Source organism: Rahnella sp. 2050 (genome assembly GCF_040544515.1).
GTDB lineage: Bacteria > Pseudomonadota > Gammaproteobacteria > Enterobacterales > Enterobacteriaceae > Rahnella > Rahnella aceris.
This window is the reverse complement of the sequence record NZ_JBEPKE010000006.1, coordinates 168,137-184,767: the sequence shown is the minus strand read 5'-3', so window position 1 is coordinate 184,767 and position 16,631 is coordinate 168,137. Positions and strand designations below refer to the sequence as shown.

Annotated in this window: 13 protein-coding genes and 1 other RNA gene; 4 read left to right on the top strand and 10 right to left on the bottom strand. The window is 49.9% G+C overall.

What is annotated here, in order from left to right; all coding sequences use genetic code 11:
- The first annotated feature begins 23 nt into the window (after positions 1–23).
- Entirely contained in the window at positions 24–260 is a 237-nt protein-coding gene (locus tag ABIC79_RS20590; RefSeq protein ID WP_013576093.1) for a major outer membrane lipoprotein, read from the top strand.
- Between the two features lie 214 nt (positions 261–474).
- Here ABIC79_RS20590 and ABIC79_RS20585 read toward each other — a convergent pair whose 3' ends face one another.
- From ABIC79_RS20585 to sufA, 7 genes are all read right to left on the bottom strand, one after another.
- Complete coding sequence (locus tag ABIC79_RS20585) at positions 475–1,488, bottom strand: L,D-transpeptidase family protein (RefSeq protein ID WP_013576095.1); 1,014 nt, start codon at positions 1,486–1,488, stop codon at positions 475–477.
- Positions 1,489–1,749: 261 nt separating this feature from the next.
- Positions 1,750–2,163: a cysteine desulfuration protein SufE gene (sufE, locus tag ABIC79_RS20580; RefSeq protein ID WP_112152177.1), complete on the bottom strand. Its 414-nt coding sequence runs from the start codon at positions 2,161–2,163 to the stop codon at positions 1,750–1,752.
- A gap of 28 nt (positions 2,164–2,191) precedes the next feature.
- Complete coding sequence (gene sufS / locus ABIC79_RS20575) at positions 2,192–3,412, bottom strand: cysteine desulfurase SufS (protein ID WP_112197126.1); 1,221 nt, start codon at positions 3,410–3,412, stop codon at positions 2,192–2,194.
- Positions 3,412–4,713, bottom strand: coding sequence for a Fe-S cluster assembly protein SufD (gene sufD / locus ABIC79_RS20570; RefSeq protein WP_013576098.1), 1,302 nt, complete (start codon positions 4,711–4,713; stop codon positions 3,412–3,414). The genes sufS and sufD overlap by 1 nt, the downstream gene beginning before the upstream one ends.
- On the bottom strand, positions 4,688–5,434 hold the full coding sequence (gene sufC / locus ABIC79_RS20565) for a Fe-S cluster assembly ATPase SufC (RefSeq protein ID WP_013576099.1): 747 nt from the start codon (positions 5,432–5,434) through the stop codon (positions 4,688–4,690). The genes sufD and sufC overlap by 26 nt, the downstream gene beginning before the upstream one ends.
- A 123-nt stretch (positions 5,435–5,557) precedes the next feature.
- Positions 5,558–7,081: a Fe-S cluster assembly protein SufB gene (sufB, locus tag ABIC79_RS20560; protein WP_112152176.1), complete on the bottom strand. Its 1,524-nt coding sequence runs from the start codon at positions 7,079–7,081 to the stop codon at positions 5,558–5,560.
- Between the two features lie 46 nt (positions 7,082–7,127).
- Positions 7,128–7,499, bottom strand: a complete 372-nt coding sequence (gene sufA, locus ABIC79_RS20555) for a Fe-S cluster assembly scaffold SufA (protein WP_013576101.1) — start codon at positions 7,497–7,499, stop codon at positions 7,128–7,130.
- 456 nt (positions 7,500–7,955) lie between these two features.
- Between sufA and ABIC79_RS20550 the strand changes: the two genes are divergently transcribed.
- A complete protein-coding gene (locus ABIC79_RS20550) occupies positions 7,956–8,360 on the top strand; it encodes a hypothetical protein (RefSeq protein ID WP_013576102.1) in 405 nt (134 codons plus the stop codon).
- Between the two features lie 116 nt (positions 8,361–8,476).
- Here ABIC79_RS20550 and ABIC79_RS20545 read toward each other — a convergent pair whose 3' ends face one another.
- Together ABIC79_RS20545 and ydiJ are read right to left on the bottom strand one after the other, a co-directional pair.
- Positions 8,477–8,896, bottom strand: coding sequence for a hotdog fold thioesterase (locus tag ABIC79_RS20545; protein ID WP_013576103.1), 420 nt, complete (start codon positions 8,894–8,896; stop codon positions 8,477–8,479).
- A gap of 15 nt (positions 8,897–8,911) precedes the next feature.
- The gene (gene ydiJ / locus ABIC79_RS20540) at positions 8,912–11,968 is read right to left on the bottom strand and encodes a D-2-hydroxyglutarate dehydrogenase YdiJ (protein WP_013576104.1); all 3,057 of its coding nucleotides are present in this window, start codon (positions 11,966–11,968) and stop codon (positions 8,912–8,914) included.
- Positions 11,969–12,295: 327 nt separating this feature from the next.
- Between ydiJ and ydiK the strand changes: the two genes are divergently transcribed.
- Both ydiK and rprA read left to right on the top strand, forming a co-directional pair.
- Positions 12,296–13,393 carry an AI-2E family transporter YdiK gene (gene ydiK / locus ABIC79_RS20535; RefSeq protein WP_013576106.1) on the top strand — a complete coding sequence of 366 codons (1,098 nt, stop codon included), beginning with the start codon at positions 12,296–12,298 and terminating at the stop codon, positions 13,391–13,393.
- A 188-nt stretch (positions 13,394–13,581) separates the two neighbouring features.
- Positions 13,582–13,692, top strand: an RNA gene (gene rprA, locus ABIC79_RS20530) — antisense sRNA RprA.
- A 136-nt stretch (positions 13,693–13,828) separates the two neighbouring features.
- Here rprA and ppsA read toward each other — a convergent pair.
- A complete protein-coding gene (ppsA, locus tag ABIC79_RS20525; RefSeq protein ID WP_112152175.1) occupies positions 13,829–16,204 on the bottom strand; it encodes a phosphoenolpyruvate synthase in 2,376 nt (791 codons plus the stop codon).
- Positions 16,205–16,631 lie beyond the last annotated feature (427 nt).

Below are 16,631 nucleotides of genomic sequence, written 5' to 3'. Positions count from 1 at the left end.
AACTTAATCTAGAGGGTTTTATAATGAATCGCACTAAACTGGTACTGGGCGCTGTAATCCTGGCTTCAACTATGCTGGCTGGTTGTTCAAGCAATGCTAAAATCGACCAACTGTCTTCAGACGTTTCTACTCTGAACTCTAAAGTTGACCAACTGAGCAACGACGTGAACGCAATCCGTTCTGACGTTCAAGCAGCTAAAGACGATGCAGCTCGCGCTAACCAACGTCTGGATAACCAAGCTCACGCTTACAAGAAGTAATATTTACTTCTCTAGTTCAATGGCGCACTCAGTGCGCCATTTTTTTTACCTGCAATTTCATTATGTTTTTTTTCTCCCTCGCCTTCAGGTCTTTGAATCATCACTAAATCCCCCATTTAAAACGCTCTCAATCACTCACGTGAATGTCAGACATAAAAAAGGGACCATGATGGCCCCTGAAGTTTAAATCGTTTCTGATGTGTTTCTGCGACGTTTACTGCGTACTGGCTGTATTGACTGCCGGTTCGCCCGAAGTCGCTGTTTGCGGCTGATTGATAGCCGGTGGCGTATCCCCCGCTTTATCGCCAACGCTGACAACAACCGGCATACCCGCACGGCGTTTAATCGCTTCTTTTACCATCTCAGCGTTAGTCTCATCATGCTTAATAAATTTCTTCATTGCTGCAGTCAGAGGAATTGGTTTGGTTTGCGGGTCATCTTTCTCCGTGTGGGACAACGGCTGATGCACCTCGATATAGCGTTTACCGTCCGGTTCGATATCAAACTTGATTGGCTGATTCACGATTTGTACGCGTGTCCCTTTAGGCACCGAGTTAAACAGCGCTTCGATATCGTCAGGACGCAGACGGATACAACCGGAACTCACGCGCATACCAATGCCGAAGTTCGCATTGGTGCCGTGGATCAGATACTGTCCTGTTCCTGCAGACAGACGCATCGCAAACAAGCCCATCGGATTATCCGGCCCGGCTGGCACCATGCCCGGCAATGTGATCCCCTCTTTCAGATAAGCTTTACGGATATTGGCAGTGGGCGTCCAGGTAGGATTGGGGATCTTCTGGCTGACTGATGTCACCATCTCCGGTGTGTTACGCCCTAACTGGCCGATACCAATCGGATAGACAATGACTTTGTCCTCGCCTTTCGGATAGTAGTAAAGACGCATTTCAGCCAGATTGACTACGATACCTTCACGTTTGGTATCCGGTAACAGCATCTGCGAAGGAATGGTCAGCACAGTTCCGGCTTTTGGCAAATAAGGGTCAGTTCCCGGATTCGCTTCCAGCATCGCAATCAGGCCAATCTGGTATTTGGCTGCCACGTCTTCCAGCGGCTTACCGTCGTTGGGCACAACATACGTTGTATTTTCGCCAATCAGGCGGCTATTATCCGGCGGCAATGGATATTCTGCTGCACTTGCGGTCATGGAATGCGTTGCCATTATTGTGCCAACTAACATTGCCAGAAGGGGTAATGCGCGTCTCATACTCAGTCCTTTTTCGGCCTGCGCTCAGCGAATCTGAGGCAAGACAATTATCTTGTCTGGTAATATTAGCAGCACAGAATTTCATGGCAATCAAACCACTGTAAATCAGAAAGTTACCTTACAGAAGTCAGAATAAAAAGCAGGAGGATAGTGGGTTGAAAAATCAGGAGTAAAAGGAGATATACGCAGAGAAAGAAGTCATCTGCCTTGCTCATTAGCAGATAATTCCTAATGAGCAAGGCAGTACAGCAGCGAGCGGTATTAAGACAACTCTGCGGCTTTAGCGCGAATAGAGCGAATCATCGCTTCCAGCCCTTGCGAGCGTGAAGGTGTCAGATGCTGACTCAGTTCAAGTTCAGTGAAAAACGGACGTACATCCAGTTCCACCACATCACGAGGCGTTAAACCCTGATACAGGCTGAAGACAATCGCGACCAGACCTTTAACAATGGCTGCATCACTGTCACCTTCGAAGGTCAGTGCACCATTTTCATCAGTGCGCATCACAATCCATACCTGACTCTGGCAGCCGGAAATCAGGTTTTGATCCTGGCGGTGTTCTTCCGGTAAAGCCGGTAACTGGCCACCCAGCTCAATCACGTACAGATATTTTTCTTCCCAATTCGGGCATCGGGAAAAATTTCTGACTAACTTGTTTCTATCTGGCAAAGCCATAAAGACATCCTGATCTGGGCTGTCAGGATTAACCCAACAACCGGTGAATACGTTGCAGTCCAGCGACCAAACGGTCGACTTCTTCACGTGTATTGTACATCGCAAGCGACGCGCGGCACATAGCCGGAACACCGTAGAAGGACATTAATGGCATCGCACAGTGGTGACCGGTGCGGATGGCAATACCGTATTGGTCAAGGAAACTGCCTACGTCGTACGCATGGTGTTTGCCGAGATTGAACGCAATAACCCCAGCTCGGGTGGCCGGGCCGTAGATCTGAATATCAGGCACCTGCGCCATCGCGTTGAGCGCATAGCTCATCAGTTCCTGTTCATAAGCATGGATATTTTCCAGACCCAGCTCAGTCACGTATTCCATTGCCGCACCCAGCCCCATAATTCCGCCGGTGTTGGGTGTGCCCGCTTCAAAGCGCCACGGCGCCGCCGCGAATGTCGTGCCTTCGGTCAGACTGACATGTTTGATCATTGAGCCGCCACCTTCCCACGGAGGCATCTGATCCAGCAACGCCTTGCGGCCGTACAGAATACCAATACCGGTCGGCCCGTAAAGTTTATGTCCGGACCAGACATAGAAATCACAGCCCAGCGCCTGCACGTCAACCGCATGATGCATGACCGCCTGCGCGCCATCGACCAGGACGGTCAGACCAGCAGCCTTCGCCTGAGGGATGATTTTTTCGATCGGGTTAACAGTGCCCAATACATTGGAAACATGTGCCAGCGTCAGTAATTTTGTGCGTGGCGTGATCAGCGATTCAAGCTGTGACAAATCCAGCTCACCTTCGGGTGTCAGGTGCCAGACATCGATATGAAGGTCACGTTCTTTCGCCAGCATCTGCCATGGCACGATGTTCGCGTGGTGTTCCATTTCAGTCAGAATAATGTGGTCGCCGGCGTGTAAAAACTCACGTCCCCAGGTATTGGCGACCAGGTTAATGGCTTCCGTGGAACCTTTGACGAAGACAATTTCTTCCGCCGATGCGGCATTCATGAAATGGGCAGCCTGAGTGCGGACGTTTTCCATCTGCTCAGTCGCTTCCGCGCTCATGGTGTGAATACCACGGTGAACCGCAGCATAACCTTGCTCGAAGAAAGACATTTCTCGTTGAATAACCTGATGCGGTTTCTGCGCGCTGGCCGCGCTGTCAAGGTAGGCCAGCGGCTGGCCGTTAACTTCACGGCTCAGCACAGGGAAATCGCTACGTACTCTTTCCAGTGGAAAACTCATTACTTACCTCGATTTAGTCTGCCTGCAATACGGGCAATGACGACTTCACGCAGGGTTTCATTCTTAATGGCTTCCGTCAGTTCGGCAGCAAAAGCAAAGATGATCATTTGCTGAGCATCCTGCCCGCTGATCCCACGGGTACGCAGATAGAAAAGCTGTTCGTCGTCGATACGACCCACTGTCGCACCGTGGCTGCACTTCACGTCATCGGCATAAATTTCCAGCTGAGGTTTGGTATCAACCTCAGTGTGTTTGCCCAGCAACAAGTTGTTGTTGGTCATTTTGCCATCAGTTTTCAGTGCGTGCTGGGCCACTTTAATCATGCCGTTGAAAATCGCTTTAGCGCGATCGTTCACGATCACTTTGTGCAACTGTTTGCTGTTGCAATAGCCTTTATTATGTTCCAGATACGTCCGGGTATCGGCAATCTCAGAATCAACCGGCAGAACCAGACTGTTGATATCCAGATTGCTGTTTTCGCCGTTAAGCTGCGCGCTGGTGTTATTTCGGGTCAGGCCCGCACCCAGCAGGAAACTGTGGCTGGAAACACGTGCATCGCGCCCGATGACCAGATCATTATGCGAGAAGTGGAAACTGGCCTGGCTTTCAAAGGCCAGTTTGTAATGCGTGAAATCTGCATTATCGCCCACATTTATCGTCATACGTGCACCGGTGAAATGTCCCTGGTCGTTCAGACTCAGGTAATGCTCGATAACTTCTGCATTCGCACCATTCTCAATCGCCAGGTGATAACGATGATGAACGGTATTCATTTCGCGCGACTGGTCACGACCACTGCTCAGATGGAGCAGATACAGCGGTTTCTCAGCGTGCTTGCCTACAGGCAAACGCACAGAGAAAGAATCCTGCGCCAGACTTTCAGTCAGATGTAAAAACACCTCTGACTGAATCGGATCCGGTAACGTTTGTTGCGCGGAAGGGCTCAGTTTTTCGATTTCAAACGCACCGGTATCGCTGTCGCTCAGGCTCGCATCAAAACGGCCATCCACGAAAACCAGACGGTAGCACTCCAGTGGCAGCGCAAGGGATTTGATTTTCTCAACCGTCAGCGCCTGCTGCTGAGGAGCAAAGAACTGATTGCCCAGCAGTGAAGAAACCGGCGTGTATTTCCAGTCTTCCAGTTTGGCATGCGGAAAACCGAGGCGCAGCACCTGTTGCCAGTGAGCATGCGCGTGGGGGGATTGCTCACCGCCACGGCTTTCAAAAAGACGGTAAAGTTGCTGCATGGCGTGCGAACTGCCCGCCGCAGGGACATTACTCTTCGTCGGTAAGCCAGCCATAACCTTGCTCCTCTAACTGTTTAACCAAGGTGAAATCGCCGGATTTAACAATGCGGCCCTGATACAGAACATGCACGTAGTCAGGCTTGATGTAGTCGAGGATACGCTGGTAGTGGGTGACAATAACGAATGAACGTTTGCCGTCACGCAGTGTGTTGACACCATCAGAAACAATCTTCAGCGCATCAATGTCCAGACCGGAGTCGGTTTCATCAAGGATGCACAGGTTTGGTTCAAGCGCTGCCATTTGCAGAATGTCGTTACGCTTTTTCTCGCCACCGGAGAAACCTACATTCACTGAACGGGTGAGCAAATCGGCAGGCATCTTGAGCATCGCGATTTTCTCTTCGATGAAATCTGCGAAGTCAAAACGATCCATCGGCTCCTGCCCGCGGTATTTACGCACCGCATTCACTGCTGTTTGCAGGAAGAAATGGTTGGTCACACCAGGGATTTCTACCGGATACTGGAAAGCCATGAATACGCCTTCGCCAGCACGATCTTCCGGCGCGAGTTCCAGCAAATCTTTACCGTTGAAGATGACGGAACCGTCAGTGACTTCGTAATCTTCACGGCCAGCCAGTGTCGCGGAGAGCGTACTTTTACCTGAGCCGTTCGGGCCCATAATGGCGTGTACTTCACCCGGTTTGATCTCCAGATCAAGTCCTTTCAGAATTTCCTTTTCTTCGACACGGACCTTCAAATTCTTAATGCTTAACATACGTATCCTTGAGTTTGCGCCTGGGCGCTCATAATTCTGTTTTATGCTGTGACTTTGAGAACTCACACCTGCACGTCGCACACATCACACCATGCTGCGACGGCAGGGAAAACGTACGGCGAATTAACCGACGCTGTGTTCAAGGCTGATCGCCAGCAGTTTCTGTGCTTCGACAGCAAACTCCAGCGGCAGCTCGGAAAAGACATCTTTACAGAAACCATTCACAATCATGGAAATAGCGTCATCTTCGCTGATACCACGTTGCAGACAGTAGAACAGCTGGTCATCGCCGATTTTTGACGTCGTGGCTTCATGTTCCAGCTGAGCCGTATTATTGCGCACTTCAACATACGGGAACGTATGCGCGGCACTGTCGGCGCCAATCAGCATGGAGTCACACTGCGTAAAGTTACGGGCATTTTCTGCACTTGGCAGGATCTTCACCAGACCGCGATAGCTGTTCTGGCTGTGACCGGCGGAAATACCTTTGGAAATAATGGTCGACTTGGTATTTTTACCAATGTGGATCATCTTGGTACCGGTATCCGCCTGCTGTTTACCACTGGTCAGCGCAACCGAGAAGAATTCACCGATTGAGTTATCACCTTTAAGAATAACGCTTGGGTATTTCCAGGTGATAGCTGAGCCGGTTTCAGACTGCGTCCAGGACATCTTCGAGCCAGCGCCTTCGCACAATGCACGTTTAGTCACGAAGTTCAGAATACCGCCGCTGCTGTCTTTGCTGCCGGAGAACCAGTTCTGCACGGTGGAATATTTCACTTCCGCGTCTTTGTGCAGGATGACTTCAACCACCGCTGCGTGCAGCTGGTAGGTATCACGTACCGGCGCGGAGCAGCCTTCGATGTAACTGACATAACTGCCTTCGTCAGCAATCAGGATCGTACGTTCGAATTGACCGGTTTTCGCTGCATTGATACGGAAGTAAGTCGACAGTTCCATCGGACAACGCACGCCTTTAGGCACGTAAACAAAAGTACCATCCGAGGCCACTGCCGCATTCAGCGCCGCAAAGAAGTTATCCTGCGCAGGTACGACGGTACCCAGGTATTTGCGCACCAGATCAGGGTATTCATGAATTGCCTCACCAAATGAGCAGAAAATGACGCCCGATTCAGCCAGCTTATCGCGATACGTTGTGGAGACAGATACGGAGTCAAAAATCGCATCAACGGCGACTTCTTTGCCTTCACGAACCGGAACGCCCAGCTGTTCGAAAGCCTTTTCAACTTCGCTGGTCAGATAATTATTCGCTTCGCCCGCAGGAACACCGAGGGACTCGCCGCCCGATTGCTGCGTCGCCCCCGGTTGTGAGCCACAGCTATCATCGCAGCTGCCACAAGATGGCGCGGAATAATAGCTGTAATCCTGGTAATCCAGAGGCGTGTAATACGCCTTCAGCCAGTGTGGCTCTTCCATTTTCAACCAGGCATGATAAGCCTGCAGACGGAACTCCAGCATCCACTCAGGCTCGTTGCGCTTAGCGGAAATCGCACGCACCACATCTTCGTTGATGCCTGATGCTAATTCATCGGTTGCCAGCTGGGTAAAGAACCCTTCCTTGTAATTCGTCCCCTCGCCGACCCAAGACTGCACATCATCTGGAATTTCTACGTTGCTTCGTGACATGTTGGTTACATCGCTTTGTTTACAATAATCTTAGAAACAGAAAGTTTTAAACACCGAAACTTTCGCCACACCCGCAGGCATGCTGAGCTTTAGGATTATTGAATTTAAATATCTGATTCAGTCCTTCGCGGACAAAATCTACCTCGGTTCCGTCGATGAAAGGCATGGCTTTCAGCGGAACAAACAGCAAAGCGCCGTCATGTTCAAACACCAGGTCATCGCTGGCCGGTTGTTTGGTTAAATCCAAAACGTAGCCAAAGCCAGCACAGCCCGATTGTTTCACGGAAAGCTGGAGACCTTTGACTTCGGGATCCTGAGCCACCAGAGTATTAATCTGTTTCGCTGCAGAATCTGTCAGGCTAACGCCTTGCCATACGTTGTCGTCTAAAGAGAAAGAGCCGACAGTTTCAGTTTGCATCTGTCTTACCTCATAATTTTACGGTCATAGACAAGACCTATTGTCTCTATTCTAGTGATAACATTAATCACTTCAACCTCTTGTTTTAAGAGGGTATAGCGATTACACACGAGGAAAGACACTCAATGTGCACCGTCTTTACATCTGGCCACTGGCGGGTCTTGAACACCGCGACCATCAACTGATTGAATAAATTGTCAATTTTTTGTTAAAAATTGAAATAAACCTTATAAAAGGTAAGGTTTAATAGCTTTCATTGTGTCTATTATAAAACATTCATCGGAAATGCCTATTTATGAATTCGCCATATCTGAAGAATTAAAGCTCTTTTTGCTTACTGGCTTAACTACACAAAAATAAAAAAACCGGATGAAAACGTTGATCCGGCGATTTTTTGCCAATATGATGTTCATTATTTGATAATGATTATCATTCAGATAACCCGGAATACTGAGAATGACTCAATCGGTAAATGCGTGGTTGCAAGGCAAGATCGACGAATATAAATCGAGTGTCCGCGATGCCACCGTGGATTTTTATATGGCGGATGCCGCCTTACGACGCCCGGATGCGCATCTTTGCCAGCTCAAACGCTTCAACAGCATCTGTCTGGATATGGCCAATCTGTGCCTGCAAAACGGGGATGATCACAGTTATCTTCATGCGTTATGCAAATTACATAACCGCCTGATCCTGGAAATCAACAGCGTGGTTCGGTGTGAACTCTTCCGTGTTCAGAGTTACCATTTCGCACGGCACACGTTAAAACTCATTTGTCAGTATTATGCCATGATGGGCATCTGGGAAAAAGCAACGGCATTTCAAACTGACTTTGCCAAACGCGTTCCGTTCCAGCTTTGATGTGCTTTCAACAGGTTACTTCCCTTTACTAAGTCAAATAAAAAAGCGGACACATTCATCATGCATCCGCCTGTCCACTTTCTGACTGTATGATCAGTGTTGATTAACAGCCTGTATTAATGTTCGATTACCATGGTCGTCAACCGCGATACGCAGCACAGATTCCCTTTCTGATCAAAAATCTCAATCTGCCACACCTGACTGCGGCGGCCGGTGCGCAATGCGCGGCAAACACCGCGCACATGCCCTTCCCGTGCAGACTGCATATGGCTGGCATTAATTTCCACGCCCACTACAGTTTGATTTCCTTCGCAGCATAAATAACCCGCCATTGATCCCATCGTTTCGGCCAGAACAACAGATGCGCCGCCGTGCAGTAAACCAAAAGGCTGTGTTGTGCGTACATCTACCGGCATGGTCGCTTCGAGGAAATCCTCACCCAACTGCGTGAACTCAATCCCCACATGGCCCACCATACATCCTTGACTGCGCTGATTCAGGGCTTCAAGCGTGGTACTCCGTTTCCAGAATGACATAATACTTCCTTATTGTTAGGGGATGATTTCCAGCAGTGCCTGTAACGGATGGCGAACACCGTTTCCTTCGATTCGTTTTACCTGGCTGCGGCAGGAATAACCGGTTGCCAGACAGCGCTGGCGTGGCAACCGTTGCAAAGAGGTATGCCAGGAAAGCTCATAAATTCCCAGTGAGTTTTCGAGATTCTTGGTTTCATGACCGTACGTCCCTGCCATTCCGCAACACCCGACACTGACGTTTTCCAGCTTCGCACCGTAGCGGGCAAAGATGTCGCCCCACTGTTTGCCGCTGTTGGGCAAGGCGGTGCTTTCCGTACAATGTCCGAACAGATACCAGGACTCGCCACTTTGTTGTTGTGCCGGACGCTCAGCCAGCCAGCTGTCAAGCCATTCATGCACAAGCTGGACCTGGAACGATCCGCGTGTGTCACCGAGAATTTCTTTATATTCATCGCGATAACACAGTACCAGCGCAGGATCGACCCCCACCATCGGCATTCCCAATTGCGATACACGGTTAAGGAACAGCGACGTTTTCTTCGCTGTTTTGGCAAAGCGGGTCAGGAAACCTTTTATGTGCTGCGCTTTGCCATTAGGTGAGAAAGGCAACAGAACAGGTTTAAGGCCCAGTTTTTCAATCAGACGGATAAAATCAGCAACGACCTGCGCGTCATAAAAACTGGTAAACGGATCCTGCACGACCAGCACGTATTCACCACGCCGGGCAGGCGGAATGGCTTCCAGTTGTTCAAGCGTCATCTTACTGGCGCGATGCCCTGATAACTGCTCGCGCAGTGTCGGAGAAGACAGCAAAGGCAAATCAACCATGCCGATATTTTTCCGGCTCATCTCGCGCAACCAGGGTTGCCTGAGGAAGAAGTTGAACACCTTGGGGGCTTTGGCCATCAGGGGGGCATAGCTTTCAACACTCGCAACAAAATGGTCGCGTGCCGGGCGCAGATAACGCGTGTGATAAAGCTGCAGGAAACGTGAGCGGAACCCCGGCACATCAATTTTTATCGGGCACTGCGTCGAGCAGGCTTTGCAGGCCAGACAGCCGGACATTGCCTCTTTCACTTCATGGGAGAAATCATATTCGCCTTTATTGGCATGCCAGGTGTTACGCGTACGTTCGATCAGGCTGCGGAAACTCATGCCTTTCTCCGGCAGCGCATTCTCAAGCGCCAGCGGATCTACACCTTGTTCTGACAATAAACGCAACCATTCGCGAACCAGACCCGCGCGACCTTTTGGCGAGTGGATACGGCTGCCGGTAATTTTCATTGACGGACACATCGGGCTTTTCACATCAAAGTTAAAGCACAGGCCGTTACCGTTACATTCCATCGCACCGCGGAATGACTGACGGACTTCCAGCGGAATACGGCGATCCAAGGTTCCGCGTTTTGGCGCATCGACTTTCATCATCGGTTCATCGCACTCAAGCGGCGCGCAGATCTTACCGGGATTCAGGCGGTTATCCGGATCGAATACGGTTTTGATCCGGCGCAGTTCATGGAACAGTGCTTCGCCAAAGAATGCCGGACTGTATTCTGCACGGAAACCCTTTCCGTGCTCTCCCCATAGCAAACCACCATATTTAGCGGTCAGGGCTACGACTTCATCGGAGATTTGTTTGAGCAATATCTCCTGTTGTGGGTCACACATGTCCAGTGCGGGACGCACATGCAATACACCCGCATCGACATGCCCGAACATGCCATAACTGAGATGATGACTGTCGAGCAGCGCACGGAATTCGACAATATAATCCGCCAGATGCTGGGGAGGCACACAGGTGTCCTCCGCAAACGGCAACGGTTTAGCCTGCCCTTTGGCATTACCCAGCAGACCGACGGCTTTCTTGCGCATATTATAAATACGCTCGATACCAGCCAGATCAGCGCAAATCTGGTAGCCAATCACACCGCCTTCTTTATCACTTATCAGGCTATCAAGGCGTTCGCACAACGCACTGACCTGAGTTTCAATCAGGTCTGCATCATCTCCGGCGAACTCAACAATGTTCAGTCCCTGCATGTCTTTGCCTTCAACGTCGGTGATGTAATCACGAACGCTGTGCCAGACAATGTCTTCTCGCGCCAGATTCAGTACTTTGGAATCGACGGTTTCAACCGATAGCGCCTTCGCCTCCACCATAAAAGGCGCATTACGTAACGCTGAATTAAAGGAGTCGTATTTGATATTGACCAGACGACGCACTTTGGGGATCGGCGTGATATTCAGACGCGCCTCGGTGATAAAGGCCAGCGAGCCTTCTGAACCGGTCAGAATGCGTGTCAGGTTGAAGGTTTGCAGATCGTCACTCAGCACATGGCGCAGGTCGTAACCTGTGAGGAAACGATTAAGTTTCGGGAATTTTTCAATCACCAGCGCGCGGTTATCACGACAACTGTCCAGCACGGTGCGGTAAATCCGTCCAATGACCGAATCCTCTTCACCCAGCTTATCGGCCAGCGCCGTCGGAATAGCGGTGGTATCCAGCATGTCGCCACCGAGAACAATCGCACGGACACCGAGAACGTGGTCAGACGTTTTGCCGTAAACCAGCGAGCCCTGACCGGAGGCATCGGTGTTAATCATGCCCCCCAGCGTCGCACGGTTACTGGTTGATAACTCGGGAGAGAAGAAAAAGCCAAACGGGCGCAGATAATCATTGAGCTGATCTTTGATCACCCCGGCTTCGACCTTGACCCACCCTTGTTCCACGTTGATATCCAGAATGCGGTTCATATGACGGGACATATCAACCACAATGCCGCGGTTCAGTGACTGACCGTTGGTACCGGTACCGCCACCGCGCGGAGTAAACACGAGTGTTTTAAAACGTTCCTGCCCCGCAAGGCGGGCAATCAATGCAACGTCTGACGTTGCGATGGGGAATAAGACCGCATCCGGCAGCAACTGATAGACGCTGTTGTCCGTCGCCATCGTCAGCCTGTCGGCATAAGTTGTTGTGACATCACCCGTAAAACCGTTGCTTTTTAATGCTTCCAAAAAATCGAGCACCAGCTGGATGACACCCGGTGCCTGAGAAATCTGTGGGATCATTGAATTATGACTCTGTCTTTGTTGTATGCCTGGCGGGCCCGAGGCGACCTGCCGGATCTGCCGGGCAGATCCACCCTGTTCTTTATCCAGAATAAAAACTAACATACTTCGTTTTTAAGCGCTCCGTCTGGTTCACCTTTGTTGCAGATGTTTCATGACGTACCGCAAAAAGCACGTACGGCAACAACGCCTTGCAACTAATTATGTGGCGGGCTATCCAAAAGCCGTCGTATGTTCCATGCTTATTTTTAGCCCCCTGTTTATGAATATAGTGTTTGGAGGCACAGGGTTTGTGCCTTACTTCGTTTATCACATTGAGAAACATGAATGAATCTCCCAATTAAACGTTATGACTTGCCCCAGATTATGTTTGGGGTGCTATTTATTGCCCTGATGACCGTTGCCAGCATCTGGATTGTACAGCCCTTTATTCTCGGGTTTGTCTGGGCCGGGATGGTAGTCATTGCCACATGGCCATTAATGATCAAGCTCCAGCGCCTTCTCTGGGGACGCCGTTTTCTGGCCGTCATTATCATGACGCTGTTGTTGATCTTATTATTCGTCTTGCCTATCGCCTTGCTGGTCAGCAGCGCCGTGGAAAATGGTGCGCCGCTGGTCGAAATTGCGAGCCATCCTTCATCGTTACATATGCCTGATTTTCAGTGGCTGAACGCGATCCCGCTGGTGGGTAATAAGCTTTACAACGGCTGGCATGCCCTGATCAATGGCGGCGGGAACGCGCTGATGAGCAAAGTGCAGCCCTACGTCGGACAAACAGCAGCCTGGTTTGTGACGCAGGCAGGTCATCTGGGCCGTTTCATTGTCCACTGTGCGCTGATGTTATTGTTCAGTGCCCTGCTTTATAGCCGTGGAGAAAATGTTGCCATGGGTATCCGCCATTTCGCGGTGCGACTGGCAGCAGAACGTGGTGATGCAGCCGTTATTCTTGCCGGTCAGGCAATCCGTGCCGTGGCGTTAGGTGTCGTTGTTACCGCCATTGTTCAGTCAGTTCTGGGTGGGATCGGACTGGCCATCGCTGGCATTCCTTATGCCACCGTGCTGACCGTCGTGATGTTCGTGTGCTGCGTCGCGCAAATCGGTCCGTTACTGGTTCTGATACCGGCCATCATCTGGCTGTACTGGTCCGGCGACAATACCTGGGGCACCGTTCTGCTGGTATGGAGTTGCGTGGTTGGTTCCCTGGATAACGTGCTTCGCCCGGTTCTTATCCGCATGGGTGCGGATTTACCGATGCTGCTTATCTTGTCCGGTGTTATTGGTGGTTTATTTGCTTTTGGCATGATTGGCCTGTTTATCGGACCGGTCGTGCTGGCTGTCTCATATCGTCTGATTTCGCTTTGGGTCAATGAGGCTCCTGAGCCTGACATGGAACCTGAAGAAGCACTAAAAGCGCTGGATGAATAATTTCGTTGCGTTTTAACTGACCACCGGCGCTGCCCCTGATAATTCAACCGGGCAGCGCTTTTTTTTATTCCTGCTTCCTTCCTGAATGACTCACACTAAAAACACTTCTTCTCATCAATTAGCATGAGAATAATATCTATTAGGAGAATTCTTACAGACTAAATACCTTGAGAAACTTAGTATTATTAACAGTTCGGATTTCAACCCACTGATTTATATACAAGCTTCCCCCTGAGCTGGTATATCCCAAATTGCTGTGTGTAGTCTTTGCCTGTCTGCTATGACGGGCTTTTTTTTTATTTCTTTTCCTCACCGTTCTATTTATCCCGTAACCCGCTAACCGTTATTTTTATTCCCGTAACTTCCATCCCGGTAAAAAAGAAAAAGGCCGCCACCCGAAAGTGACAGCCTTAGCGTCAGTCATTAGTCATTTATTTACTTTTCAGCTAACGCTAACCAGGTCTGGACAACGGTATCCGGGTTGAGTGACAAACTGTCGATTCCTTCTTCCATCAGCCATTGCGCGAAGTCCTGATGATCTGATGGCCCCTGCCCGCAAATACCGACATATTTCCCCTGCTTCTTAGCGGCTTTGATTGCCATCGACAAAAGGGCTTTAACGGCTTCGTTTCGTTCATCAAAGAGTTCAGAAACCACGCCGGAATCACGATCCAGCCCCAGCGCAAGCTGCGTCATGTCATTAGACCCAATAGAGAATCCGTCGAAGTGCTCAAGGAACTGATCTGCAAGCAATGCATTTGACGGTATTTCACACATCATAATCACTTTCAGGCCATTTTCGCCCCGTTTCAGCCCCTGACTCGCCAGCTCTTTAACGACAGCTTCAGCCTGTGCCACGGTACGAACAAACGGGATCATCACTTCAACGTTAGTCAGCCCCATATCATTGCGCACGCGCTTCATGGCCTCACATTCCAGCGCGAAACAATCCCGGAAGCTGTCAGAGACATAACGACCCGCACCACGGAAGCCCAGCATCGGGTTTTCTTCGTGAGGCTCGTATTTTTCGCCGCCGACCAGATTGGCGTATTCATTCGATTTAAAATCGGACAAACGCACAATCACCCGTTTCGGCCAGAATGCAGCGCCGAGCGTCGCGATCCCTTCCGTCAGACGAGCCACATAATATTCACGCGGGCTGTCATAGCCCTGGATCATCTTATTGATGGTTTCCTGCAACTCCGCCGGCTGCTGATCAAACTCCAGTAATGCTTTGGGATGAACACCAATCATACGGTTAATAATGAATTCTAAACGCGCCAGCCCGACACCTTCATTCGGCAGACAGGCAAAGTCGAATGCGCGGTCAGGGTTACCGATATTCATCATGATCTTCAGCGGTAATTTTGGCAGCTCATCAATTTCAGAGCTCTGCACGGTGAAGTCCAGCTCATCCTGATAGACGTAACCGGTATCGCCTTCAGAACAGGAAACCGTCACTTTCTGGTTTTCTGTCAGTTTTTCAGTGGCATCACCACAACCGACTACCGCAGGAATACCCAATTCACGCGCAATGATGGCTGCGTGACAGGTACGCCCGCCGCGGTTGGTGACAATCGCCGATGCCTTTTTCATGATCGGCTCCCAGTCAGGGTCCGTCATGTCAGTTACCAGAATATCACCTGCCTTAACGTGGTGCATTTCGCTGATATTATGAATGATTTTTACCGGCCCGGCCCCAATACGATGGCCGATAGCGCGGCCTTCAACCAACACTTTACTGCTGCCATTTAGCTGATAGCGTTCCATCACCTGACCGTTTGAACGAACTGTCTCCGGACGTGCCTGCACGATATAAAGGTTGCCGTTATGGCCATCTTTCGCCCATTCGATATCCATCGGACGACCATAGTGTTTTTCAATCAATAATGCCTGACGTGCCAGTGCCTGCACTTCGTCGTCCGTCAGGGAGAAACGGGTGCTCTGTTCAGCCGGCACATCTTCAATCTGAACCTGTTTGCCATGTTCCTGGCTCGGAGCATATACCATGCGAATTTTCTTCGAGCCCATCGTACGGCGGACAATAGAAGGCTTATTCTTTTCCAGCGTAGGTTTATGTACGTAAAACTCATCAGGGTTAACCGCACCCTGAACGACCATTTCACCCAGACCATAAGCCGAGGTGATAAAGACCACCTGATCAAAACCCGACTCGGTATCAATGGTGAACATCACGCCTGCAGAAGCGAGATCAGAACGCACCATGCGCTGCACACCCGCAGACAGCGCCACGCCACGATGGTCGTAGCCCTGATGCACACGATAAGAAATGGCACGGTCATTAAATAAGGAAGCGTAAACATGTTTCACGGCGGTCAGTACAGCATCAAATCCCTGAACATTCAGGAAGGTTTCCTGCTGTCCGGCAAATGATGCGTCCGGCATATCTTCGGCAGTTGCGGAAGAACGCACAGCGAATGACGCATCAGGCTCACCGTCGGAAAGCTGCTGATAGGCCTCGCGGATGGATTTCTCAAGTTCAGGCTGGAATGGCGTCTCAATGATCCACTCGCGGATTTGCATGCCCGCCTGAGTTAATTGCCCGATATCGTCAACATCCGTTTTATCCAGCAACTCATGAATACGGTGGTTGACACCGCTCTGATCGAGAAAATCATTGAATGCCTGAGAAGTCGTTGCAAAACCATTTGGAACTGAAACACCCAGATCAGACAAATTGGTGATCATTTCCCCGAGGGATGCGTTCTTGCCCCCGACTTTATCAACGTCCTTCATACCCAGTTGGTTGTACCAGATAACATTGCGTAAATCGGGATCGAGATGAGCCATGAAACAATCCTTTCTTATTTATTTACAGTAAAAGTCAGTAGGCGTGCAAACCGGTTGTCTAGTCATTGTCAGCGACGCTTTTTCTGTCATTTAACAACGCTGTCATTTTGAGATTAGCATAATGATCCATAAGAGATGGACAGGTGAATCGATCCAGCAAATCAAACTATTTTTGTTTAGGAAAATTCCACAGCAGCAAAATTACTCACGCGATGGAAATCAACAATATTCCTTATGAATCATGGAGAAGTTGCCTTTAGTTTCGAAACTAAATTAATGCTAACAGAGCTGCTGAAGCTCTGCTGAAGCAAATCAAAAAGCTGCGAGAAATCGTGGAAAATTTAAAATACCATTTCATTTATTACAGTCATTTTGCGCACTGTCTCGCAGCAATGAGCAGAACATTGCTGGCTGGAACGAATACGCT

Bases quoted from the DNA above. Each gene is read 5' to 3' on its own strand.
- ABIC79_RS20590 (WP_013576093.1), top strand. From the start codon at position 24: ATGAATCGCACTAAACTGGTACTGGGCGCTGTAATCCTGGCTTCAACT.
- ABIC79_RS20585 (WP_013576095.1), bottom strand. From the start codon at position 1,488: ATGAGACGCGCATTACCCCTTCTGGCAATGTTAGTTGGCACAATAATG.
- sufE (WP_112152177.1), bottom strand. From the start codon at position 2,163: ATGGCTTTGCCAGATAGAAACAAGTTAGTCAGAAATTTTTCCCGATGC.
- sufS (WP_112197126.1), bottom strand. From the start codon at position 3,412: ATGAGTTTTCCACTGGAAAGAGTACGTAGCGATTTCCCTGTGCTGAGC.
- sufD (WP_013576098.1), bottom strand. From the start codon at position 4,713: ATGGCTGGCTTACCGACGAAGAGTAATGTCCCTGCGGCGGGCAGTTCG.
- sufC (WP_013576099.1), bottom strand. From the start codon at position 5,434: ATGTTAAGCATTAAGAATTTGAAGGTCCGTGTCGAAGAAAAGGAAATT.
- sufB (WP_112152176.1), bottom strand. From the start codon at position 7,081: ATGTCACGAAGCAACGTAGAAATTCCAGATGATGTGCAGTCTTGGGTC.
- sufA (WP_013576101.1), bottom strand. From the start codon at position 7,499: ATGCAAACTGAAACTGTCGGCTCTTTCTCTTTAGACGACAACGTATGG.
- ABIC79_RS20550 (WP_013576102.1), top strand. From the start codon at position 7,956: ATGACTCAATCGGTAAATGCGTGGTTGCAAGGCAAGATCGACGAATAT.
- ABIC79_RS20545 (WP_013576103.1), bottom strand. From the start codon at position 8,896: ATGTCATTCTGGAAACGGAGTACCACGCTTGAAGCCCTGAATCAGCGC.
- ydiJ (WP_013576104.1), bottom strand. From the start codon at position 11,968: ATGATCCCACAGATTTCTCAGGCACCGGGTGTCATCCAGCTGGTGCTC.
- ydiK (WP_013576106.1), top strand. From the start codon at position 12,296: ATGAATCTCCCAATTAAACGTTATGACTTGCCCCAGATTATGTTTGGG.
- ppsA (WP_112152175.1), bottom strand. From the start codon at position 16,204: ATGGCTCATCTCGATCCCGATTTACGCAATGTTATCTGGTACAACCAA.